Source organism: Psychromonas arctica, assembly GCF_038155225.1.
Taxonomy (GTDB): domain Bacteria; phylum Pseudomonadota; class Gammaproteobacteria; order Enterobacterales; family Psychromonadaceae; genus Psychromonas; species Psychromonas arctica_B.
The window spans coordinates 1-20,038 of sequence record NZ_JBAKBA010000057.1 but is presented as its reverse complement, the minus strand read 5'-3'; the positions used below and the strand labels follow the sequence as shown (position 1 = coordinate 20,038).

13 protein-coding genes are annotated in these 20,038 nt (G+C 34.6%); 8 read left to right on the top strand and 5 right to left on the bottom strand.

The window, feature by feature from the left end; all coding sequences use genetic code 11:
• Positions 1-146: 146 nt before the first annotated feature.
• Both hflX and V6255_RS16795 read right to left on the bottom strand, forming a co-directional pair.
• Positions 147-1,508 (bottom strand): GTPase HflX, encoded by a 1,362-nt coding sequence (gene hflX, locus V6255_RS16800; RefSeq protein WP_341629180.1) that lies wholly within the window; start codon positions 1,506-1,508, stop codon positions 147-149.
• A 330-nt stretch (positions 1,509-1,838) separates the two neighbouring features.
• Positions 1,839-2,813 (bottom strand): polysaccharide lyase family 7 protein, encoded by a 975-nt coding sequence (locus tag V6255_RS16795; RefSeq protein WP_341629179.1) that lies wholly within the window; start codon positions 2,811-2,813, stop codon positions 1,839-1,841.
• Between the two features lie 661 nt (positions 2,814-3,474).
• Between V6255_RS16795 and V6255_RS16790 the strand changes: the two genes are divergently transcribed.
• From V6255_RS16790 to V6255_RS16775, 4 genes are all read left to right on the top strand, one after another.
• Positions 3,475-4,431, top strand: coding sequence for a TRAP transporter substrate-binding protein (locus V6255_RS16790; RefSeq protein WP_341629178.1), 957 nt, complete (start codon positions 3,475-3,477; stop codon positions 4,429-4,431).
• 67 nt (positions 4,432-4,498) lie between these two features.
• Positions 4,499-4,984: a TRAP transporter small permease gene (locus tag V6255_RS16785; RefSeq protein ID WP_341629177.1), complete on the top strand. Its 486-nt coding sequence runs from the start codon at positions 4,499-4,501 to the stop codon at positions 4,982-4,984.
• Positions 4,985-4,997: 13 nt separating this feature from the next.
• Entirely contained in the window at positions 4,998-6,305 is a 1,308-nt protein-coding gene (locus tag V6255_RS16780; protein WP_341629176.1) for a TRAP transporter large permease, read from the top strand.
• Between the two features lie 372 nt (positions 6,306-6,677).
• Positions 6,678-8,342, top strand: coding sequence for a methyl-accepting chemotaxis protein (locus V6255_RS16775; protein ID WP_341629175.1), 1,665 nt, complete (start codon positions 6,678-6,680; stop codon positions 8,340-8,342).
• A 119-nt stretch (positions 8,343-8,461) separates the two neighbouring features.
• On the opposite strand, the gene V6255_RS16770 is transcribed toward V6255_RS16775, so the two are convergent.
• Positions 8,462-9,841, bottom strand: coding sequence for an ATP-binding cassette domain-containing protein (locus tag V6255_RS16770; RefSeq protein ID WP_341629174.1), 1,380 nt, complete (start codon positions 9,839-9,841; stop codon positions 8,462-8,464).
• A 468-nt stretch (positions 9,842-10,309) separates the two neighbouring features.
• On the opposite strand from V6255_RS16770, the gene V6255_RS16765 reads away from it, so the two are divergent.
• The 4 genes from V6255_RS16765 to V6255_RS16750 all read left to right on the top strand — a co-directional run bounded on the left by V6255_RS16765 (position 10,310) and on the right by V6255_RS16750 (position 15,370).
• On the top strand, positions 10,310-11,314 hold the full coding sequence (locus V6255_RS16765; RefSeq protein WP_341629173.1) for an ABC transporter substrate-binding protein: 1,005 nt from the start codon (positions 10,310-10,312) through the stop codon (positions 11,312-11,314).
• A 58-nt stretch (positions 11,315-11,372) separates the two neighbouring features.
• A complete protein-coding gene (locus V6255_RS16760) occupies positions 11,373-12,263 on the top strand; it encodes a proline/glycine betaine ABC transporter permease (protein WP_341629172.1) in 891 nt (296 codons plus the stop codon).
• A gap of 1 nt (position 12,264) precedes the next feature.
• Positions 12,265-13,521 (top strand): glycine betaine/L-proline ABC transporter ATP-binding protein, encoded by a 1,257-nt coding sequence (locus tag V6255_RS16755; RefSeq protein ID WP_341629171.1) that lies wholly within the window; start codon positions 12,265-12,267, stop codon positions 13,519-13,521.
• 970 nt (positions 13,522-14,491) lie between these two features.
• A complete protein-coding gene (locus V6255_RS16750) occupies positions 14,492-15,370 on the top strand; it encodes a crotonase/enoyl-CoA hydratase family protein (protein ID WP_341629170.1) in 879 nt (292 codons plus the stop codon).
• A gap of 32 nt (positions 15,371-15,402) precedes the next feature.
• On the opposite strand, the gene V6255_RS16745 is transcribed toward V6255_RS16750, so the two are convergent.
• Together V6255_RS16745 and V6255_RS16740 are read right to left on the bottom strand one after the other, a co-directional pair.
• Positions 15,403-17,952 (bottom strand): ATP-binding protein, encoded by a 2,550-nt coding sequence (locus V6255_RS16745; RefSeq protein WP_341629169.1) that lies wholly within the window; start codon positions 17,950-17,952, stop codon positions 15,403-15,405.
• Positions 17,949-19,034 carry an HD domain-containing phosphohydrolase gene (locus V6255_RS16740; RefSeq protein ID WP_341629168.1) on the bottom strand — a complete coding sequence of 362 codons (1,086 nt, stop codon included), beginning with the start codon at positions 19,032-19,034 and terminating at the stop codon, positions 17,949-17,951. The genes V6255_RS16745 and V6255_RS16740 overlap by 4 nt, the downstream gene beginning before the upstream one ends.
• Between the last annotated feature and the right edge of the window lie 1,004 nt (positions 19,035-20,038).

The following is a 20,038-nucleotide window of genomic DNA, read 5'->3' as shown; positions in this document are numbered from 1 at the left end:
TACATTTCCACCATGCTGTTCAAAAATTACTCTTGAAAGATCAACACACCCTAGTCATTCTCTAATAAATGAGCCTTAGAAATAACTTTTATTAAAGGTAACTTTTAATAAATAACCTTTAATAAGCTATCTTTAATAAATTAACTTTAAAAAGAAGATGTTAGTAACATCTTATGTAATCGTTCTAAGGCAATAGGGCTCGCCTTTAAAGTCAGTAGCACACCATCCTCTTTATATTGCTCATCGATAACCTGCATTTTACTGTGTATTTCGCCCATAATCCCACTAGCTGTATAAGGGATATTAAAACAAGCTGAGCACATTTTTTTCTCTAAAAATACTTGGATTTGCTGGTGGACCATGGCCACATCATTTTTATCTCGAGTGCTTATTTGTAGCGCATCAGTGTATTGCTCTAATAATGTCAATTGTTGCTCTTCTGTTAAGCAATCAACTTTATTCAATATTAATAATTTATTATTAAAATCTATATTGAGTTCGCTTAACACTTGATCAACAACAGCAAGTTGAGATACAAAATTTGGATCTGAAGCATCAACTACGTAAAGCAATAAAGAGGCTTCTTTTGCTTCTTCTAACGTAGAGTGAAACGAGGCCACTAAATCATGTGGTAATTTTTTAATAAAACCGACGGTATCTGAAATTAAAATACGTGGTTGAGTAGCGGGTTGTAAGGTACGAACCGTGGTGTCTAATGTTGCAAATAGTTTATCTTCAACTAGTACATCAGAATCTGTAAGCGCGCGCATTAAAGATGACTTACCTGCATTGGTGTAACCAACTAATGCAACACACAATTGCTCAATACGACCACTACGTCGACCTTGCATCTCTTTTTGTAGTTTTTGAATTTCTTTCTTTATATCGGCAATTTTATCACGAATGCGACGTCGATTAATTTCAAAAGCAGTTTCACCTATCCAACGACCTTTTTGGCGTTCTCTGTCACCGCTGTTTTCATCGCGTACTCGGGGTGTTAAGTAATTAAGGCGTGCAATTTCTACTTGTAATTTTGCTGTTCGAGTACGTGCATGTTTACTAAATATTTCAATAATAATACGTGTGCGGTCGTAAACTTCTACACCTAATGCGGCTTGCACATTATGCAGTTGATTCGGACTTAATTCACAGTCAAAAACGACTACATTAGCTTGCTCTTTAATTTCTGACGAGGCAATTAAGTTATTTAATTCATTCTGGTCAAAGTCAACTGACTCAAACTCTGTTGCTGTGCCATCTTGCTCAGGCAGTTCCTCATCATTAGTTAGCGCTGCCAGCTCTTCTAGTTTTCCTGAGCCTAATACAGATAACTGTTTAGTGGATCGTTGACGTTGTGTTTTACTACCGACAACAGAAAAGCCTAAAGTATTCACTAAGCGACCTAATTCAGACAATGATTCATCTACTTCTTGTTGAGTTACATTAGGTGTACGGATAGAAATTAGCAGGGCGCGGGTCGTTGTGTCTTCTGTGGTAGCGATTGACATTGAATGCTCATATTACTTAAGGAGTTATAAGTGCATCCTACGCTGTTGTGATGTGCTTATATATCTATTTCAAAACACTTTTGATTGCTTAGATGGTAAGCCATTGGTTTATCTTATGTTGGCGAGGTATTTTTAGATAGGTGCTTTAAATACAAAAGTACTTTAAATACATAAGAATTTTTAAATAAGAACTTTTAAATAAAAAACCGCTAATAAAAAAGCACTATCAATGTGAAGTATGATAGTGCTTAGGATGTCTTTATACTGATATTTTACAATGAAATTCATATATATTTTATTGTAAAAAGTTAATAACTCTTATTGATATATCTAGTGCGTTACTTTCAAGTCGTAAAATGTTGCTTGAACGTAATCTTTTGCATCACCGGTTTTGTTTTGGTTGTATACACCCGCTTTGAAGTACATGTATTGACCACCTACATCATATTGACTGTTAGACATATCAACTGTTTTAGTCGTATCAGCTTTACCTGGACGCATAATAGTGACGGCTAGTTCATGGCCAGTTACTTTAATACGGTAACTAAATTTCTCACCTAGCTCAATACCATCTTCTGGTTCTGCTGGTGTTGCATCTTGATTCCAATAATTAGGTAATGAGTTACCAATGATATCAATCCATTGTTCATCTGCTTCACTATTAGGTTCATGAGCAAAGTAAATTGACCCTTTTTGATGGTTAGGCAGTTTACGGTAATAAAGACGTACTGGTTCATCATCATTTGCATGAATTTGACCAATGATCACTCGCCCTTGTTGCCAGCTAACACCGGTTGTCGTTACGTGGTTAACCGCTAATGTTGCTTCTAATGTTCCGTCAACGCCACCTGCATTTTCTTGATCTGATGTTGGTGCTGTTGAAAATACCCAGTTATTACCGCCAACGCCTTTTGTATTGTAAGACGTATTACCACGACGCATCATTTCACGTAATTCTGATCGTGTGTATTTTGTGTTTTTTGAGGTTTTAGCACCTTTAACTGGAGACTTAAAAACCATGCCGCCATCTTGAGCTAGGTAGAAGAAGTTTTCATCAGAATAACCACCGGCTAAAGCTTTTTCTTTTATTTGATCTGACTTTCCGTTGCCATCAGCATCGACAGGGACACTGATTGTCCAACCTAATAAATCAAATTGGCTTGCAGGAGAGCCTGCTTTTGTTTGTATTGATTGTGCGTTGTCAGAAGCTGTATTCGCGCAGCCTAATAAAGCAAAAGAGCAAGCTAATGCAGCTAGTTTAAAAACCTTATTATTTACAGTAGCAAATGTGCTTTTATTTAACATGAATTTACCTATAAGTTGTTGTTAGTCACAAAATGATATCACTACTAATATAAAACCTAACTTGCTTTAAGTAGATATGATGACTGCGTAGCAGTTCAGCGAAATTTGACACGGATTAATTCGGACATACTTCACATAATTTAAAATATATTATTAAATAGTTTACATTTAACGTCATTTTTTAACTTTAAATTTGTCGATAATGCGCGTTTATTACACTTCTTCTTTTAATTTATTGTCATACATATTGTTACTTTTTAACTTTACTCGTTATTGAACTCGTTTTTTATTACTTTTTTGTAATGGAGAACATTTATAAGAGTAAATGAGGTGAGTGACCTTATTTAAAAGTGGTGGTGTTATCAACCTCAAGACTGGTAGGTGTTTGCTTGCTTTTTTTTATTATGTTCTATTAATGAAATGACTGTTTCTTTATTATAAATTCAATTAAAAGTGATAAAGGTCTGATTTTTATATCAGTAAGCGTGAGCAGCGTCATACTGAAATACTTTATTATTGTAATACTTAATACACTTTGTAAGATGCCCTTGTTGTTACAGATCATCGAACAGTTTTTACTAAATATTGCAATAGCTTTTGTCGCTATTAACGATTAAACCGATTGTTGAAAAATAGATATTTTAATAAGGAAATGAAAATAATGAAAAAGATATTACTACCTTTATTGACTACATTACTTCTCACACCAAGCGTGTATGCAAAAACGTTGAATCTTGGTCATGCTATGTCATTAGAAAGTGCTGCTCACCAAGGTATGGTGATCATGGCTGATAAAGTGAAGGAGAAGTCTAACGGTGATTTAACTATCCGTATTTTCCCAAATGGTCAACTTGGTTCTGAACGTGATCAGGCAGAGCAAGTGGTGACGGGGGCAATTGATATGGCTAAAATCAACGGTGGCTTAGCAGAATCTTTCGAACCAACGTTTAAAGTTAATGCGCTACCTTTCTTATTCCGTGATATTGCACACATGAGAAAGTTCATGAAAAGTGAAGTCGCTGAAGAAATGTTAGGTTCAAGTAAAGGTAAAGGTTTTATCGGTCTGACTTTTTATGATTCAGGTACGCGTAGTTTTTATGCTAAAAAAGCAATTAAATCACCAGCAGATCTAGCGGGAATGAAAGTGCGTGTTCCAGGGTCTCCAACGATGATGGAAATGGTTAACTTATTAGGTGGTAAAGCGACTCCTGTACCATTTAATGAAGTTTACACCGCTTTACAACAAGGTGTTATTGACGGTGCTGAAAATAACATTTCTAGCTTAGTTGAAATGAAACACAGTGAAGTTGCTAAATTTTACTCTATGGATCAACATTTAATGACACCTGATGTCATTATCATTTCAGAAAATGCATTTAATTCATTAACGCCGGAAGAGCAAAAAATCTTAAAAGAAGCTGCAGCTGAATCTCTTGATGAGCAAATCAAAATCTGGGATGCAACAGATAACATTAACAAAGAGAAAGGTATTAAAGCTGGTGTAACATTTGTTGAAGTGGATAAAGCCCCATTCCGCGAAGCAGTTAAACCAATGATTGATGCCGCTAAAAAAGATCCTAAATTAGCACCATACATTGAGAAAATTGAAGCACTTTAATCAAAATTAGTAAAAATATTATTTTGCCCTTGCCTTGCTAGGGCAAAATTTTTTGAGGTATAACCACATGTTAACATCTTTTAGAAACCTACTTGATAAGTCGATTCTATTTATTTCTTCTTTTGCATTAATGTTGCTGGTAGCCACCGTCACTTGGCAAGTTTTTAGCCGTTATGTGTTAAATGACCCAAGCAGCTGGACTGATGAACTTGCTCGCTATGCGATGGTATGGCTTGGATTATTAGGCGCCAGTTATTTGTTTGGTATTAAAGGGCACTTAGCGATAACGTTATTAGATGGTTACCTTAAGGGAAAAGCAAATATAGCATTACAACTACTCATCAACGGGATCTCTTTTACATTTGTTTCTTTAGCAATGCTTAAAGGTGGGCTTGCGCTGATGGGAAGAACCACACAGCAACTATCACCAGCATTGCAATTACCGATGTCTACCGTTTATTCAATATTACCTATTTCAGCCGTTATTATTCTCATTTATTTGGCATTAAATACGCTTGAACTTTTTTGTAAATCGAACAAAAATAAATTTTAAAAGGACTTTTATTATGGACTTGTCCATTGGTGTTTGGCTGCTAGGCCTATTTTTATTCATGATTGCTATAAGCATGCCCATTGCAATTGCCATTGCAATGTCATCTTTAACTATCATGTATTTCATTTTACCGTTTGATGTGGCAAGTATTACTGCGGGTCAAAAAATCATTACCGGAATTGATAGTTTCAGTTTATTAGCGATCCCTTTCTTTATTCTCGCAGGGAATATAATGAATGTGGGCGGTATTGCTGGTCGACTTATCAACCTTGCAAAACTCATGGTTGGTTGGATCCCAGGTTCGCTTTTACACGTTAACATCTTCGCTAATATGATGTTTGGTGCAGTTTCTGGTTCAGCCGTCGCTGCTGCTGCTGCGGTTGGTAAGACATTAGGTCCAGAACTCGAAAAAGAAGGTTATGATAAAAACTTAGCGACAGCCGTTAATGTTGCTTCATGTCCTGCTGGTCTGCTTATTCCACCAAGTAATTCATTAATCGTATTCTCAGTTGTATCGGGTGGAACATCTGTTGCTGCACTATTTATCGCAGGTTATGTACCAGGTATTCTAATGGGACTAAGCTGTATGGTTGTCGCTTACTTTATTGCTAAAAAGAAAGGCTACAAAACAAGTGCTAATAGTGGTTACACAATTAAAGATGTATTAAGAATTATTTGGCAAGCAACACCAAGCTTAGGGCTTATTTTTGTTGTTATTGGCGGTATTATTGGTGGTGTATTTACTGCAACAGAAGGAGCATGTATCGCTGTTTTGTATTCTTTTGCTTTGTCACTTTGTTACCGAACACTTAAATGGTCACACTTTTCAAGCATTTGTAAAGAAACAACACAGATCACCGGTATTATGCTGTTCTTGATTGGTGCATCAACCATCATGTCATGGGCAATGGCCTTTACTGGTTTACCAACAATGATAAGTGATTGGATGTTATCTATTTCTGATAATCCTATTATTATCTTCATTCTGATGAATGTGATTTTGTTGATTATTGGTATGTTTATGGATTTAACACCAGCGGTACTGATTTTTACACCAATCTTTATGCCTATCGCAACAACACTAGGTATGGATCCTATTCACTTTGCAATGATGCTTATATTTAATCTATGTATCGGAATAGCGACGCCACCAGTGGGCACCGCCTTGTTTGTTGGTTGTAGTGTCAGTGGGTCTAAGATTGAAGATGTAATAAGAAGTATTATGCCATTTTGTGCTGTTTTGATAGTGACTTTATTGCTTATTACTTTTATTCCTGAAATTAGTTTATTCCTTCCTCGATTCTTCGGCTTGATCTCATAGTTTTTTAAACTTAAAAGATTTATTTCTAGCAAAGTCTCACTTCTAACAAAAGCTAACCATTTATGGTTAGCTTTTTTGTGTTTTTTAAAAAGTAAGTGTTAGGATATAAAGAGATAATTTACCGATAATGGTATAGATTTTAAACTTTACATAGTCGAGATCCTCTGAAAGGTTTGATATACCTGACCAGTTATTAATGTAATTAATTTTTAAAGTTAACAAACAATCTAATTTTTAATTTAAAAATATAATTTATTGCTTTTAATTTTATAATAATTTCGCTAAATAAGAAGGCGTCAATCAATTAAGTAAATATACTTAACTGACTGCAATATTTACTAGTGCAACCTATATCAAGGAATTAAGATATACATGAATAAATTAAATTTACTTCAAAAACTGTTATTACTCACCTTATTACCACTGATCTTCATATTAACTTTACTTTCATCTATCTCTTATTCTTTAGAAAAAGAAGGACTCTCTAATAATATATCTGAATTTCGCCAGGCTCTATTGAAAGAAAGAAAACGAGAGTTAAAAGAAATCACTGAAGTTGCTTCAGGTATCGTGTCGTACCAAATGTCTTTACCTAATCAAGGTGATATTAAAGGTGCTTTACGCGATATTAGTTTTGGTACTGCAGGTTATTTTTATATTTATGATACAAGCGGCAATAATATTTTTCATGCGATAAAACCCGCGTTAGAAGGTAAAAACTTAATTGATTTGAAAGATACTATGGGCAATAAAATCATCGTGGGCTTATTAAATGCTGCACAACAAGGAGATGGTGTTTATTCCTTTTATTTCCAAAAACCAGGTTCTTCAACTCAGTTTGAAAAATTAGGTTTTGCTGCCATGATCCCCAATACAAACTGGATGATCGGTACAGGGGCTTATATAGATGATATCGAAGAATCAATTAATGAATATTCAGCTTCAGTAACAAAAAGCTTTAATGAAAAAATATGGTTAATTTTATCAATTTCAATTGCGTTAATTATCCTTACTACTGCGATTATATTCTTCGTTGCAGCGCGAATGGTTAAACCTATTAAACGTATGGCTGATAACTTAAATGATATTGCACAAGGCGAAGGAGATTTAACGCAACGACTTGAAATACATGGCCATGATGAAATATCGCAATTAGGTAGATCGTTTAATCTATTTGTTGATAAATTAAGAAATACGATTGCTGATATCAGTACCGCAACAACCGGGATTAATAAAGCAGGTCTCGATATGAATCATCAAAGCACTGAGATTGCGTCACAACTTCACCACCATAATGATCAAACGGATCAAGTTGTATCTGCAGTGACTGAAATGTCATCTACAGCAAGTGAAGTGGCGAGCAATACAAATCAAGTTGCAGAAGCCACTCAAGCGGTATCAATAGATGTAATGCATGCTCAAGAATGTGTTGAGACCTCACTAACAGAAGTATCTGCACTAGTAGAAGAAATCAATGGTGCGGTAACAAGTATGAATGCGTTAAGTGAACAGTCTCAGAAAATTAACCAAGTATTGACCGTGATTGGTGCGATTGCAGATCAAACTAACTTATTAGCCTTAAATGCTGCGATTGAAGCTGCACGAGCTGGTGAGCAAGGAAGGGGATTCGCCGTCGTTGCAGATGAAGTGAGAAGCTTAGCAAGTCGTACACAAAAAAGTACCCTTGAAATCAACGAAATGCTTGAAGAATTACATCGATTAGTTGGATTGTCAGTAAATGCGATGTCGTTAAGTCAAGAGCGAAGTGTACGTTCTGTAGATTCATCGAGAACCATTTCACAAAGCTTACTTTCAGTAACCTCATCTATTACTTCAATTAATGACATGAGTACTCAAATTGCGACAGCGACCACAGAGCAAAGTTCTGTTACAGAAGAGATAACTCGTAATGTTTATGAGATTCAAAATATTGTTAACTCATTAACCTCAAGCAGTATTGAAGCTGAAAAAATTGCCAGTGATGTGCTTTCTGAAGGTGGTAAATTAGAAGGGCTTGTTGGTCAGTTTAAAATATAAAAGTTGAAACGATGGTTTAAATAAAGAGTACATCTCTAAGGCAATCAGTGATGTACTCTGAAATCAATTTTCTACCTTCACTTCAGTGATGTACTCTCAATTATGTATTTTCAGTTATGTTAAAGCTTAATATGCTGGTTAAATATCGATAAAAACTCATCTTTACGATGGCTTACTAATAACATAGTACTATGTTGTTGGCTGGCTAAATGCTCTAAAAAGTTAAGCACTCTATGCCTGTTCAATTCATCTAATCCCTGTGTTGGTTCATCTAAGATTAACAAATAAGGTGACTTAACTAATGCTCTCGCAATTAATGCTAGTCGTTGTTCTCCGTAACTTAAACTTTGAAATGCGCTTTTTTGCTGTGCAAGTAACCCTATTTTATCTAACCATTGGCGTGCAATTTTAATATGGTACGGGCTAGGCTGCTGATACATACCGATTGAGTCATAAAAGCCCGATACAACTACAGTTAACAAATCACTACTGACACGATATTGACGATGTAACTCTGAGCTAACAATCCCCATATGTTCTTTAACTTGCCAAATTGTTTCACCAGAGCCTCTTTTAAAACCCAATACGTTAATATCGTTGCTGTAACATTGAGGACAATCACCGGTAATTAATTGCATTAAGGTCGATTTACCACTGCCATTAGGGCCGGTGATCAAAGTATGTTGCAATGGTTTGATTTCTACATCTAAGTTCTCAATGACATTCACACCATTATAGTGAACAGTCCCTTTGTTTAACTTAACTAAGTAAGGATGATCGAAATCGGATAACTCATGCATATTTTCAGGCCAATCTGTTTCATCGGGCACTGGGCTTAATAACGCATCTAATTGTTTTTTTGTTTCAGCATCTTCAAGTTGGCCGATAACATCAAGTCGACCACGTTCAATAAATGCAATGTTATTACACCATTTTGGAATATCTTGTCGATTGCTTAACATCAATAAAATGCTAACACCATTTTTAGAGAGACGTTCTAGAGCAATAGACAGCGCCTCGCAGGAAGCAACATCTAAACTATCAAAAGGATTATCACACACTAAAAGTTCAATACCGCTAAAGATGGCTTGCAGGATGAGTAACTTACGGCTTTCACCTGTGCTGAGTTGTAAATAACCAGTATCTAGACGATGGCTTAGACCAAATTCACTAATAAGTGGATCATTCCATCTATCTTTAGGTAGAAAGTCTTTGGCTTTAGTGGCTGCTTCATTAACTTCCACATAATCAGGAGCTTCTGCATGTAACGCGTTTTCATAGGTCTTTTGTTGAGCTTCAAAGGAAATCATCCCTACTTTTTTTTCATCAGGTAAGGTTAATTCCTTAAATTGGGCAGGCTTGAAAGTACCTGTTAGCAATTGATCTAGATATTGTTTCCCAGAACCATTTCTGCCTAAAACACACCAGCTTTCATTTTCAAGTAATTGCCAGTGATTAATTGTTAACTTGTCATGTTCTAAATTTATAATATTTATCATTAGATTTGCCAGATTGATGATCGAGGAGGTGCTTTATTTTGTCATAAGTATTTGTAATAAATAAGTGATAAGTGTCAATTTTAGTATTTAACCTCAGTTTTGGTTATTGAAAACGGAATTATATTTAAAATCATGAAGTAATATTTTTTACTAGTCAGTGCCGTTAGTTTTACGTAGTTTAAGGCGAATTATTGAAGCAATAACGGGTTCTTGAAAAATAATGTAACGCAGAAATCTGCAGAAATAGCTGTGTTGTATCGCTTTGCTTATCCAGAACTGAGGTTATTTATTTAATGACGAAAATTGAGACTAATAAAGGATATATCGAACATGAGTTGTGAATGCGTTGATTAACGTTTTTAGATCTATACTTTAGCTTGATTTCATATAAGTAGCTATTTGGTGTAGTATAGAATCGTTTTAACTAAATGATTCATAATAAATTTAATAATTAATAAGGATATTAATATGCGTAAGATTATCTCGTCTTCTATTCTATTGGCATGTGCTTCTTTCACTATGCCAGCTGTCGCAAGTGAATGTGGCAAAGTCACCATCGCTGACATGAGTTGGAGCTCTGCAACATTAATCGCTAATGTAGACCGTTTTATCCTTGAGCATGGTTTCGACTGTGACGCAGAATTAGTACCTGGTGACACACAAGCAACAGGTGCATCGATGATTGAAAAAGGTCAACCAGACCTTGCTCCTGAATTCTGGAGTAACGCAATGCGTGAAGCATTGAATAAAGGTGTCGAAGAAGGCCGTATTCGTTATGCTGGTACCACATTAACAGATGGCGGTGAAGAAGCATTTTGGGTTCCCGCTTACATGGTAGAAAAAGATCCTACATTAGCGACACTCGCTGGTGTTAAAGCCAATGCTAAACTATTTAAACATCCAGAAGATCCAACAAAATCAGGTTTCATGGGCTGTCCAGCTGGCTGGAATTGTCAAATTTCAACAAAAAATCTATATGAAGCAATGAATCTTGAAGAAGCTGGTTTTGAATTGTTAGATCCAGGTTCAGGTGCCGGTCTTTCAGGTTCGATTGCTAAAGCGTACGAACGTGGTGAAGGCTGGTTTGGTTACTACTGGGCACCAACCTCTGTGCTAGGTAAATACAAAATGGTTAAAGTTGACTTAGGTTCAGGTATTGATGAAGAACATTTCAAAAATTGTACTACGCAAGAAGATTGTTTAGATCCAAAAGTGACTATGTACCCACCTTCAATCGTAGAGTCAGTTGTGACTGAAAGCTTTGCTAAAAGAGCGCCTGAAGTAATGGAATACCTTGCAAAACGTGAATTTAAAAATGAACAAATGAACGTATTATTAGCTTGGATGGAAGATCAACAAGCTGACGGGGAATACACTGTTGAGCACTTTTTAACAAATTACGAAAGTACTTGGACGCAGTGGGTTGACGCGCCAACAGCATCAAAAATTAAAACTGCATTAGCAGCGCTTTAATTTTATAACTCCCCAAGCCCAGTTTATCTGGGCTTTTTCATCTTAGGAGACAAATAACATGTCAGACAAATCATGGTTGTCGGAAATTCCGCAACTTGATCGCCACCAATTATTAGAATTTAGAAAAACATTAGATGGTGCATATCGTAGTTTCTCACGAGAGTATGGAGATAATATCGAATCTTTCTTTGACCCTCTTCTTAGCTTTCTTATCTGGTTTGAAAAATTATTACTCGCTACACCCTGGTGGCTAGTGATTGCTGTATTAGCAGTTTTTGCTTACGCGATTAGCCGTTCTTGGAAATTAACAGTCGGCGTTGTGCTTGCCTTTTTCTTGATTGGTTTCTTAGGTATGTGGGAAAACACCATGCGTACCATGAGTATTATTACCGTCTCGACCATGCTCGCCATTATTCTTGGCGTCCCTATTGGCGTATCAATGGCACGTTCGAATCGCGTTCAATCCATCGTCACACCGATTCTCGATGTCATGCAAACTATGCCTGCTTTTGTGTATTTGATACCTGTGGTTATGTTATTAGGTATTGGTAAAATACCTGGCGTCATTGCCGTGATTATCTATGCAATACCGCCTGTTATTCGTTTAACCAATTTAGGTATTCGCCTTGTTGATAAAGAAGTATTAGAAGCGGCTACCGCTTATGGTGCAAGCTCAATGCAGCGATTGTTTGGTGTTCAAATTCCTTTAGCGATGCCTAATATTATGGCGGGTATTAACCAAACTATTATGATGGCACTTTCAATGGTGGTTATCGCATCAATGATTGGTGTGAAAGGGTTAGGGCAACCGGTATTAAAAGCAATTACTAATCAATATTTTACATTAGGTTTATTAAATGGTCTGGCAATTGTTGCCATCGCTATTATTTTTGACCGTCTATCTCAAAGTTACGCGAAGCGTACACTGCAAGATTTTGGAGGTCACTAAGATGAGTAATAAAGACAATAAACAACCTTTAATACGCATTAAAAAGCTATATAAAGTATTTGGTAAGAACGAGAAAAAGGTACTTGAGCAAGTTATTGCTGGGAAATCAAAGGATACTATTTTAGCAGAGACTGGTCATACAGTTGGCCTATCTGATATTAATTTAGATATTTATCCTGGTGAAATTTTCGTGATAATGGGGCTGTCTGGTTCAGGTAAATCGACGCTTATTCGTCACTTTAACCGCTTAATTGAACCGACTGCTGGCGAAATTGAAATCGCTGGTAGTGATGTGATGAAGTTAGACAGTAAAGAATTACAAGAATTTCGTCGTCAGAAAATGGCGATGGTATTTCAACGTTTTGGTTTAATGCCACATCGTACTGTTTTACAAAACATTACTTATGGCCTGCAAGTTCAAGGTATTAGCAAAAAAGAACGTGAAGTACGTGGAAGAGAGTGGTTAGAAACGGTTGGACTTGATGGTTATGCAAATCAATATCCATCGCAACTTTCTGGTGGTCAACAACAACGTGTCGGATTAGCGCGCGCTTTATGTACTGATGCCGATATCCTATTAATGGATGAAGCCTTTTCTGCATTAGACCCACTGATTCGTAGTGAGATGCAAGATCAGTTAATTGAACTACAAGATAAACTACATAAAACCATTGTCTTCATTACGCATGACCTTGATGAGGCGTTACGTATTGGTGATAAAATTGCGATTCTTCGCGATGGTATTTTGGTACAGCAGGGCGAACCTGTCGATATCTTGCTAAACCCCGTTGATGATTATGTTGAAGCCTTTGTAAAAGACGTTAACAGAGCACGTGCATTAACGGTGGAAACAGTTATGCAGCCACAAATTTTCCGCATCTCTAGCGACACTATTGGCGAAGCCTTAATTCAAATGCGTCAATCTAAACAAGATTACGGCTATGTTGTGAATGATGAAGGGTATCGTGGTGTGATCACACAAGAAACATTAGAAAATGTAGAAGAGAGCGATCATAGTAATAGTATTAATACCTCGTTACTTGAAAATGTTCCTTCCGTACAAAGTGATGCTTTATTAGAAAGTGTTATCCCTGAAATGTTAGATAATATACATGAGCTACCTGTATTAAACGCAGAAGGTGAAGTGAAAGGTTATTTATCACGTTCAACACTTGCTGATATCTTAAGCGACCAGCCCAGTTCAGGTAATGGGGTGGTAGTTAGTGCTAATTCAGATAATGAACTCGTAGAAAAATAAATAAAGTTAGATAAAAACTAACATTATTTAAAACTACTATTCTCTATATTAACGTCATCACTGTACCACTGCAAAATAGCAATAGTGGTGACGTATTATTCACATCGACTACACCTATGTTAAATTAGACTCTTCATATTAATTTTGAATCATAAATGAATATTTTTGTGATTTTTAGTACGTTAGACTTTTCCTATACTCGAACACTTTGACAGCTTTACCTAATACTTATAATAAATCCTGCCTATAACTCACACTCGTTCAAACATAATTAACCAATGAGGCTTCAGTAGTATTTAACTGTTTTGGAAATAAAATTGGGTCTATTGTTGTCGAGAGGTCATCATTCACTCTTTTAACTTCTCAATGGTACTTTTCCAGTAATTATAGGTCGTTTTCTATATCTACTGGCTAGATCGATGTAGGTCAACTGAAGAGTATTTTAACTTATACCGATTACATTAAATAAGTGATCTAAATTTTGCGCAGGAAAAATGACTTAGTTTAAGGCGTAAATTGAGGCCTTTCGAAGATTAACTTCGTTAATCGTCTATCGGCGAATTAACTAAAACATGTTAATTCATTAATGGCTGTTCCCTTTACGAAATTTACAATGAATAAATAAGTTATTTTAATAAGTTAAATAGAGCAGTTAATTAGTGTGATTGGTATTATTATGTATTATCAAATCAGACGTTAATATTCGAGCGATATCTGGAATAACATCGTAGGGTTTTGCTCCTGTTTTAATTTTCTTATACTTGTATGTAACCGACAAATATAAGTAAATTAAATAATATTGAAAAGTTAAATTTTTTGAAATTTAACTTTATTTAAATTTCATTGAATAATATCAATAGGCTAAATTTGATTTTATATTGGTACACTTTAAGTACATTTATCAATTCTGATAAATGAGTAATTCCGGTAACTATCTGAATTACTTTAAATACTTAAAGGAAATTAAATAATGGATAATTTAGCAAGAGTTACTAACCTACACGTTACAACCACAGAAAATATTCCAGCTAATCAATACATTCAACTTAAAACTCACTATGATGAAAAATATAAAGCGGGTTGGTATTATATGCATGCTAAACCTCGCCCTTGTTTTACAGCATTATTATTGGATGAAATAACGGCTTATCAAAGAAGTGTAAAAGCTGAAATGGAAGCAAGTAATCAGCAAAAATATAGTTATTTAATTGCATCTTCTTCAGTTGATAATGTATTTAATTTGGGTGGTGACTTAGCTGTGTTTTTGCAGTTAATTAAAAATAAGGATCGTGATGGTTTGCTTCATTATGCTATCAAGTGTATTGATACGTTATACCGAAATATGATTCATTTAGATTGTGAGTTAACGACTATTGCTTTAGTGCAAGGTGATGCATTAGGAGGGGGGTTTGAAGGTGCATTATCAAGTAATGTATTAATTGCTGAACGAGGAACTAAGCTAGGGTTACCTGAAGTGTTATTTAATTTGTTCCCAGGAATGGGGGCTTATTCATTATTGACTCGTAAAGTCGGTCCTTCAAAGGCTGAAGAGATAATTTTAAGCGGCAAGTTATATTTAGCAGAAGAGTTATATGATTTAGGTATTGTCGATATATTAGCTGAAAAAGGAGAGGGCGAAATGGCTGTTTATCAATATATTAAAACTGCAGAACGAAAAGAAAATAGTTATCAAGCAATGAGGAAAGTGAAAGATATCTGTAACCCTATCCCTTACAAAGAACTTTTAGATGTAACTAAAGTATGGGTTGAGTCAGCCTTAAACATAACAAACAAGGATCTTCGTATGATTGAAAAACTGGTTATGCGTCAGACTGCCAATAACGTTTAGTTTTTTAAAAAATATAAAATCATAAAAATCGATTATTTTTTTTCTGTGGAGGCCTTTTTCAAAGTATCGTTTAAGGTTTCTACAGTTTTATCATAGGTATATTCAATTTCATTTATCAATAGGTTTAATTCATCTGTACCAATATGATAAGGCTTGAATGTCTCCCCATGTAAACATAATTCAGATAATTTATCTGCACCAAGCTCTGAAGCTGCACCTTTTAATGCATGTAAAGACTCTCTAAACTGTAAATAATCATTCGTAATTGCTCCACGAATATAGTTTATGTGTTTATTGCCATCTTTTATAAATGCACTTATTAAACGCACCATAAAATCAATATCATTATCTAATAAAAATAATTCATTTAGTGTTTCAGAGTTACACCATTGATTATTTATTTCTATTTTATTTGATATAGATAGCTTCGTATCAACGATAGCGGTTGTAGGTAATAGTGTTACTTCTTTTTTTATTGTTTTAGAAATAATGGCTATCTTTTCTAATAAATCATGAGAGTCTATAGGTTTAGTTAAGAACTCATTAATGCCCAAATCGGTTGCTAATACTCTGGCTTCTGGTGTAGCGTCAGCAGTTAACATAATAATTGGTAAAGTGTTTTTAGTATCCATAAAATGTAAGGCTTGTATAACTTCATCACCTGATCGTTTAGGCATGTTTTTATCTACAATTAATAAGTCTATTTTTTCAAAGTCTTTTGCTAAAACATTTAATGCTTGTTCGCCATCATCAACGATAACAACGGAGTGTCCTGCACGATTTAAAATACCGGAGAGAACTTGTTGATTTACTTTATTATCTTCAGCAATTAATATATTTAATTTCTTGGCGCCTACTTGGTTTTGATAAAACTGACTAAAAGAAATTACTTTCGTATTCTGGTTCTCTTTTTCGATACTTTGAGCACTATGTATCGCATTAAACAATGCACGTTTATCAGTTAAATCTGTAATGGTAGATATAAAACGTTGTTCCACCTCGTTGTTGTTTAAATTATTTTCTTCTGAATCAAGTAATATTAAAGAAAGACCATTGAGTAGATTTTCTGATTTTAATAAACTTACAAAGTGATCTAGTGTCATTTCTAACAAGCTGCATTTATCTATTAATATAATTTTATAGTCTAGGTCTTGAGACTGTGCTTTTTTCAACATAGATAGTGCATGAGAAGGAGATTGTATGAAGTCTGATGGTAAATCCCACGTATTTAAAAAAGGCTGTATAGTATCCTTAGTTTTCTCTGTTGCTAATATTAACAAATGAGTATCATTTAATTCTAGTGGAGTATTAGGGACTAATGTAAAAGGTAGTTCAAACCAAAAGGTAGATCCTCCTCCTAAATTACTTTCAACACCAATTTCTCCCCCCATTAGTTCAACTAATTCCTTTGAAATAGTTGTACCTAACCCTGAACCTCCAATATGCCGTGTAGTGGCTATACCTACTTGTGTAAAGTCATCAAAAACACTATCTAATAAATCCTTTTCAATACCGATTCCAGTATCTTTTATATCGAATCTAAGTACAGTCGAGTGTTCTGTTTCTGAGACTTTATGAATGTGTAAATTAATTGATCCATGGTCAGTAAACTTTATTGCATTACCTATGAGGTTAACTAACACTTGACGAAGATACTGCTGATCTCCTTTAAGTAGAAAGGGAACATCAGAGTCTATTTTGGAATCAATACTAAGATTTTTTGTTTTCGCCATTATCTTTTGTGTTGCGATAACAGAATTAATTATTGAGTGTAAGTCTAGAGGTTCTTTAGTAATTACTATTTTGCCTGCTTCAATTTTAGAAATATCGAGTACTTTTTCAATAAGGCCAAGTAAGATTTTAGCTGAACTTTGCATAGTATTAACTAGATTACGTTGTTCTTGCTCAAGTTGAGTTTCTCTTAATAAATCACTTAACCCTAAAACACCATTTAGTGGGGTTCTTAGTTCATGTGACATATTTGCTAAAAATCGACTTTTAGCCTGGCTTGCTTTTTCTGCCATATTGATAGCAGCATAGAGTTTGTTAATTAAAAATATTGAATATAAAGGAATTAATGTAATGACAAGTAACAGACTAGTAGCAATTGACATATGTGCCTGCCAATAGTCACCTAAAAAAATGGCAGCTAAAAACCCAATAAATCCTACTATAAGTGATATATATAAGTAGTTAATACCGAACCTAAAGCCATTACCTAAAATAACCCATAGGTAGAAAACAAACAAATAAATCGTCTCATTAACGGCTATTATCATTAAAATAGAAAGTGATACGAGATCTAATAATATACCGATAACTCTTCTAGTTGGGCTAGGGTTAAGGTTTTTTGTTATTGCAAAAACAATTGCTACTGAACTAATGAAGTAGCCAAAAGCCATAAAACGAACTATTACTCTTGACGTTTCATTAAAATTTTCTGGTGAAAACCATGGAATACAAAAATATGCCATCAATATTAAGCTAACTAGGATCCTAACCAATGCTTGCTCTGGTTCTGTATCACCCGTTTTTTTTAAATGTTTTGTTAATAAGATTAGTTTTTGAAATACGGCTTTCATTTAGACATTGGTTCCATGTCATTATCTAATACATTATTATCAGGATAATCACTTTGTATTTTGATTATATTCTTTAAGCATTTACAAAATGCATCTACACATTTTGGATCAAATTGAGTACCTGAATTCTTTTTTAAAAATGAAATTACATCTTCAAGCGGCCAAGCTTTTTTATAAGGACGAACCGATAACAAAGCGTCAAATACATCTGCGACAGAAACGATACGAGCTATTAATGGGATATCTGTACCTACTAATTTATTTGGGTAGCCCGTACCATCAAATCTTTCATGGTGATTAAGAGCAATAATAGCGCCCATTTGCATATATTTTGAATTGCTTCCAGAAAGTATTTCATAGCCGATAGTGGTATGAGTTTGCATTATTGCCCATTCTTCAGGTTCAAACCTACCTGGTTTTAATAAAACGCGATCGGGAATACCTATTTTACCAATATCATGCATCTGTGCAGCATGTTCTAGGTCATCGCACTCTAACTCATTTAACCCCATTTCTTTGGCTATTATTTTAGAATATTTAGCCATTCTAATAACATGGTTACCAGTATCCTCATCTCTATATTCACCAGCTTTAGCAAGCTTTAAAATAGTTTCCTGCTCACGTTGAAGAATTTGTTCAGTAGCAAGATTAACTTGTTCTGTTAACCAGTCTGCTCTATTTTGAATAATGACATGTTGTCTATGTAATTTTAGTAAATTTCTACAGGTTGTTCTGCATTCAATTTGATCAATTGGTCTTGTCAAAAAAGCGGTAGCACCTACATCTAGTGCCTCATATCTAACCTGTTTATCATTAACAACTGTTATCATCATAATCGGAATATGTTCGCCACTGCTTGTTTTACGAACTTCTTTAATAAACTCAACACCATTTAAACCAGGCATTCTGTAATCGGTTACGATAAGATCTACTTCATTATTGCTTAACCATTTGAGGGCTTTTTTAGGGTCTGAAAAATCAATGACTTTAATATCATCAGCTATTTGCTGGATAATCTTTTCTAAAATCATTCTGCCTGTTGATTGATCATCAACAATAACGACTTGCCTTTGGTTATTCAAATTAGTTCTTCCAATCTAGTTTAAAAATGAGCAAACATAAAGATAAGCAATGAAATCAGCTTTATATCTTTGTGAGTACATATAGTAACTAATACTTATTACTATTTATACTCACATGTGATTTATGGTTTCAGAAACGAAACATGTAGCTATGTTTTACGAGCATAGTATACGTGAACTGCCATTTTTATTAATACTTATTAGATAGGTTTAATGTGATTTTTTAATCAAAAGTTCGATATAGCAATAAAAAAATGACAGATATAATGAGTAAATAATTGAAAAAGATCTTCAAATGGGGCCTGTTTTTAAGGCTAGAAAACCTGAAAGTGGTGAGTTCTTAAAATAATCTACTAAGTTTTTTTAGTCTATGGCTCATTAGTTACAAAATCAGGGTTTAAATTTACGATTTTGTTTTAGGATGTTCAGTCGTGAGTATTTCTTTCAATAAAAGATTGATTGTGAAAACTAGATTTAAACCTATGTAGCTTCGGCATTATTTATCGATAGTTGAACTTGAAGTGTTATCAGATTGATTCATCTTACATACAAGATATTTTCTAACGATCAAACTGTTTTTATTTAGAAATAATGTAGATATTAGCTATTTTGAGCATTTAAAATATAAGTTAAAGAATTTCTAAAGAGTTTAGAAGTTGGTTGCGAGAGCTGGACTTTAGCCTACGGCCTTCGCCATTGTTTATAGAGAATTGAGTCCGACGAGCTACCAGATTTCTCCACTTTGAATGCAATATATTTTATCGATTAGGTCTTTTCGCATAAACGTAAAATAGATATTAGTTTGGGTAGGGTATTGTCTATGTGTTGGTTGAATAACTTTAGAGCTTCTAATGATATTAGAAGTTGGTTGCGAGAGCTGGATTTGAGCCTATGACTTTCGCCATTGTTTATAGAGAATCGAGTCCGACGAGCTACCAGGTTTTTCTACTTTGAATACAATATATTTTAACGATTAGATTTTTTCGCATAAGCATATAGTAGAT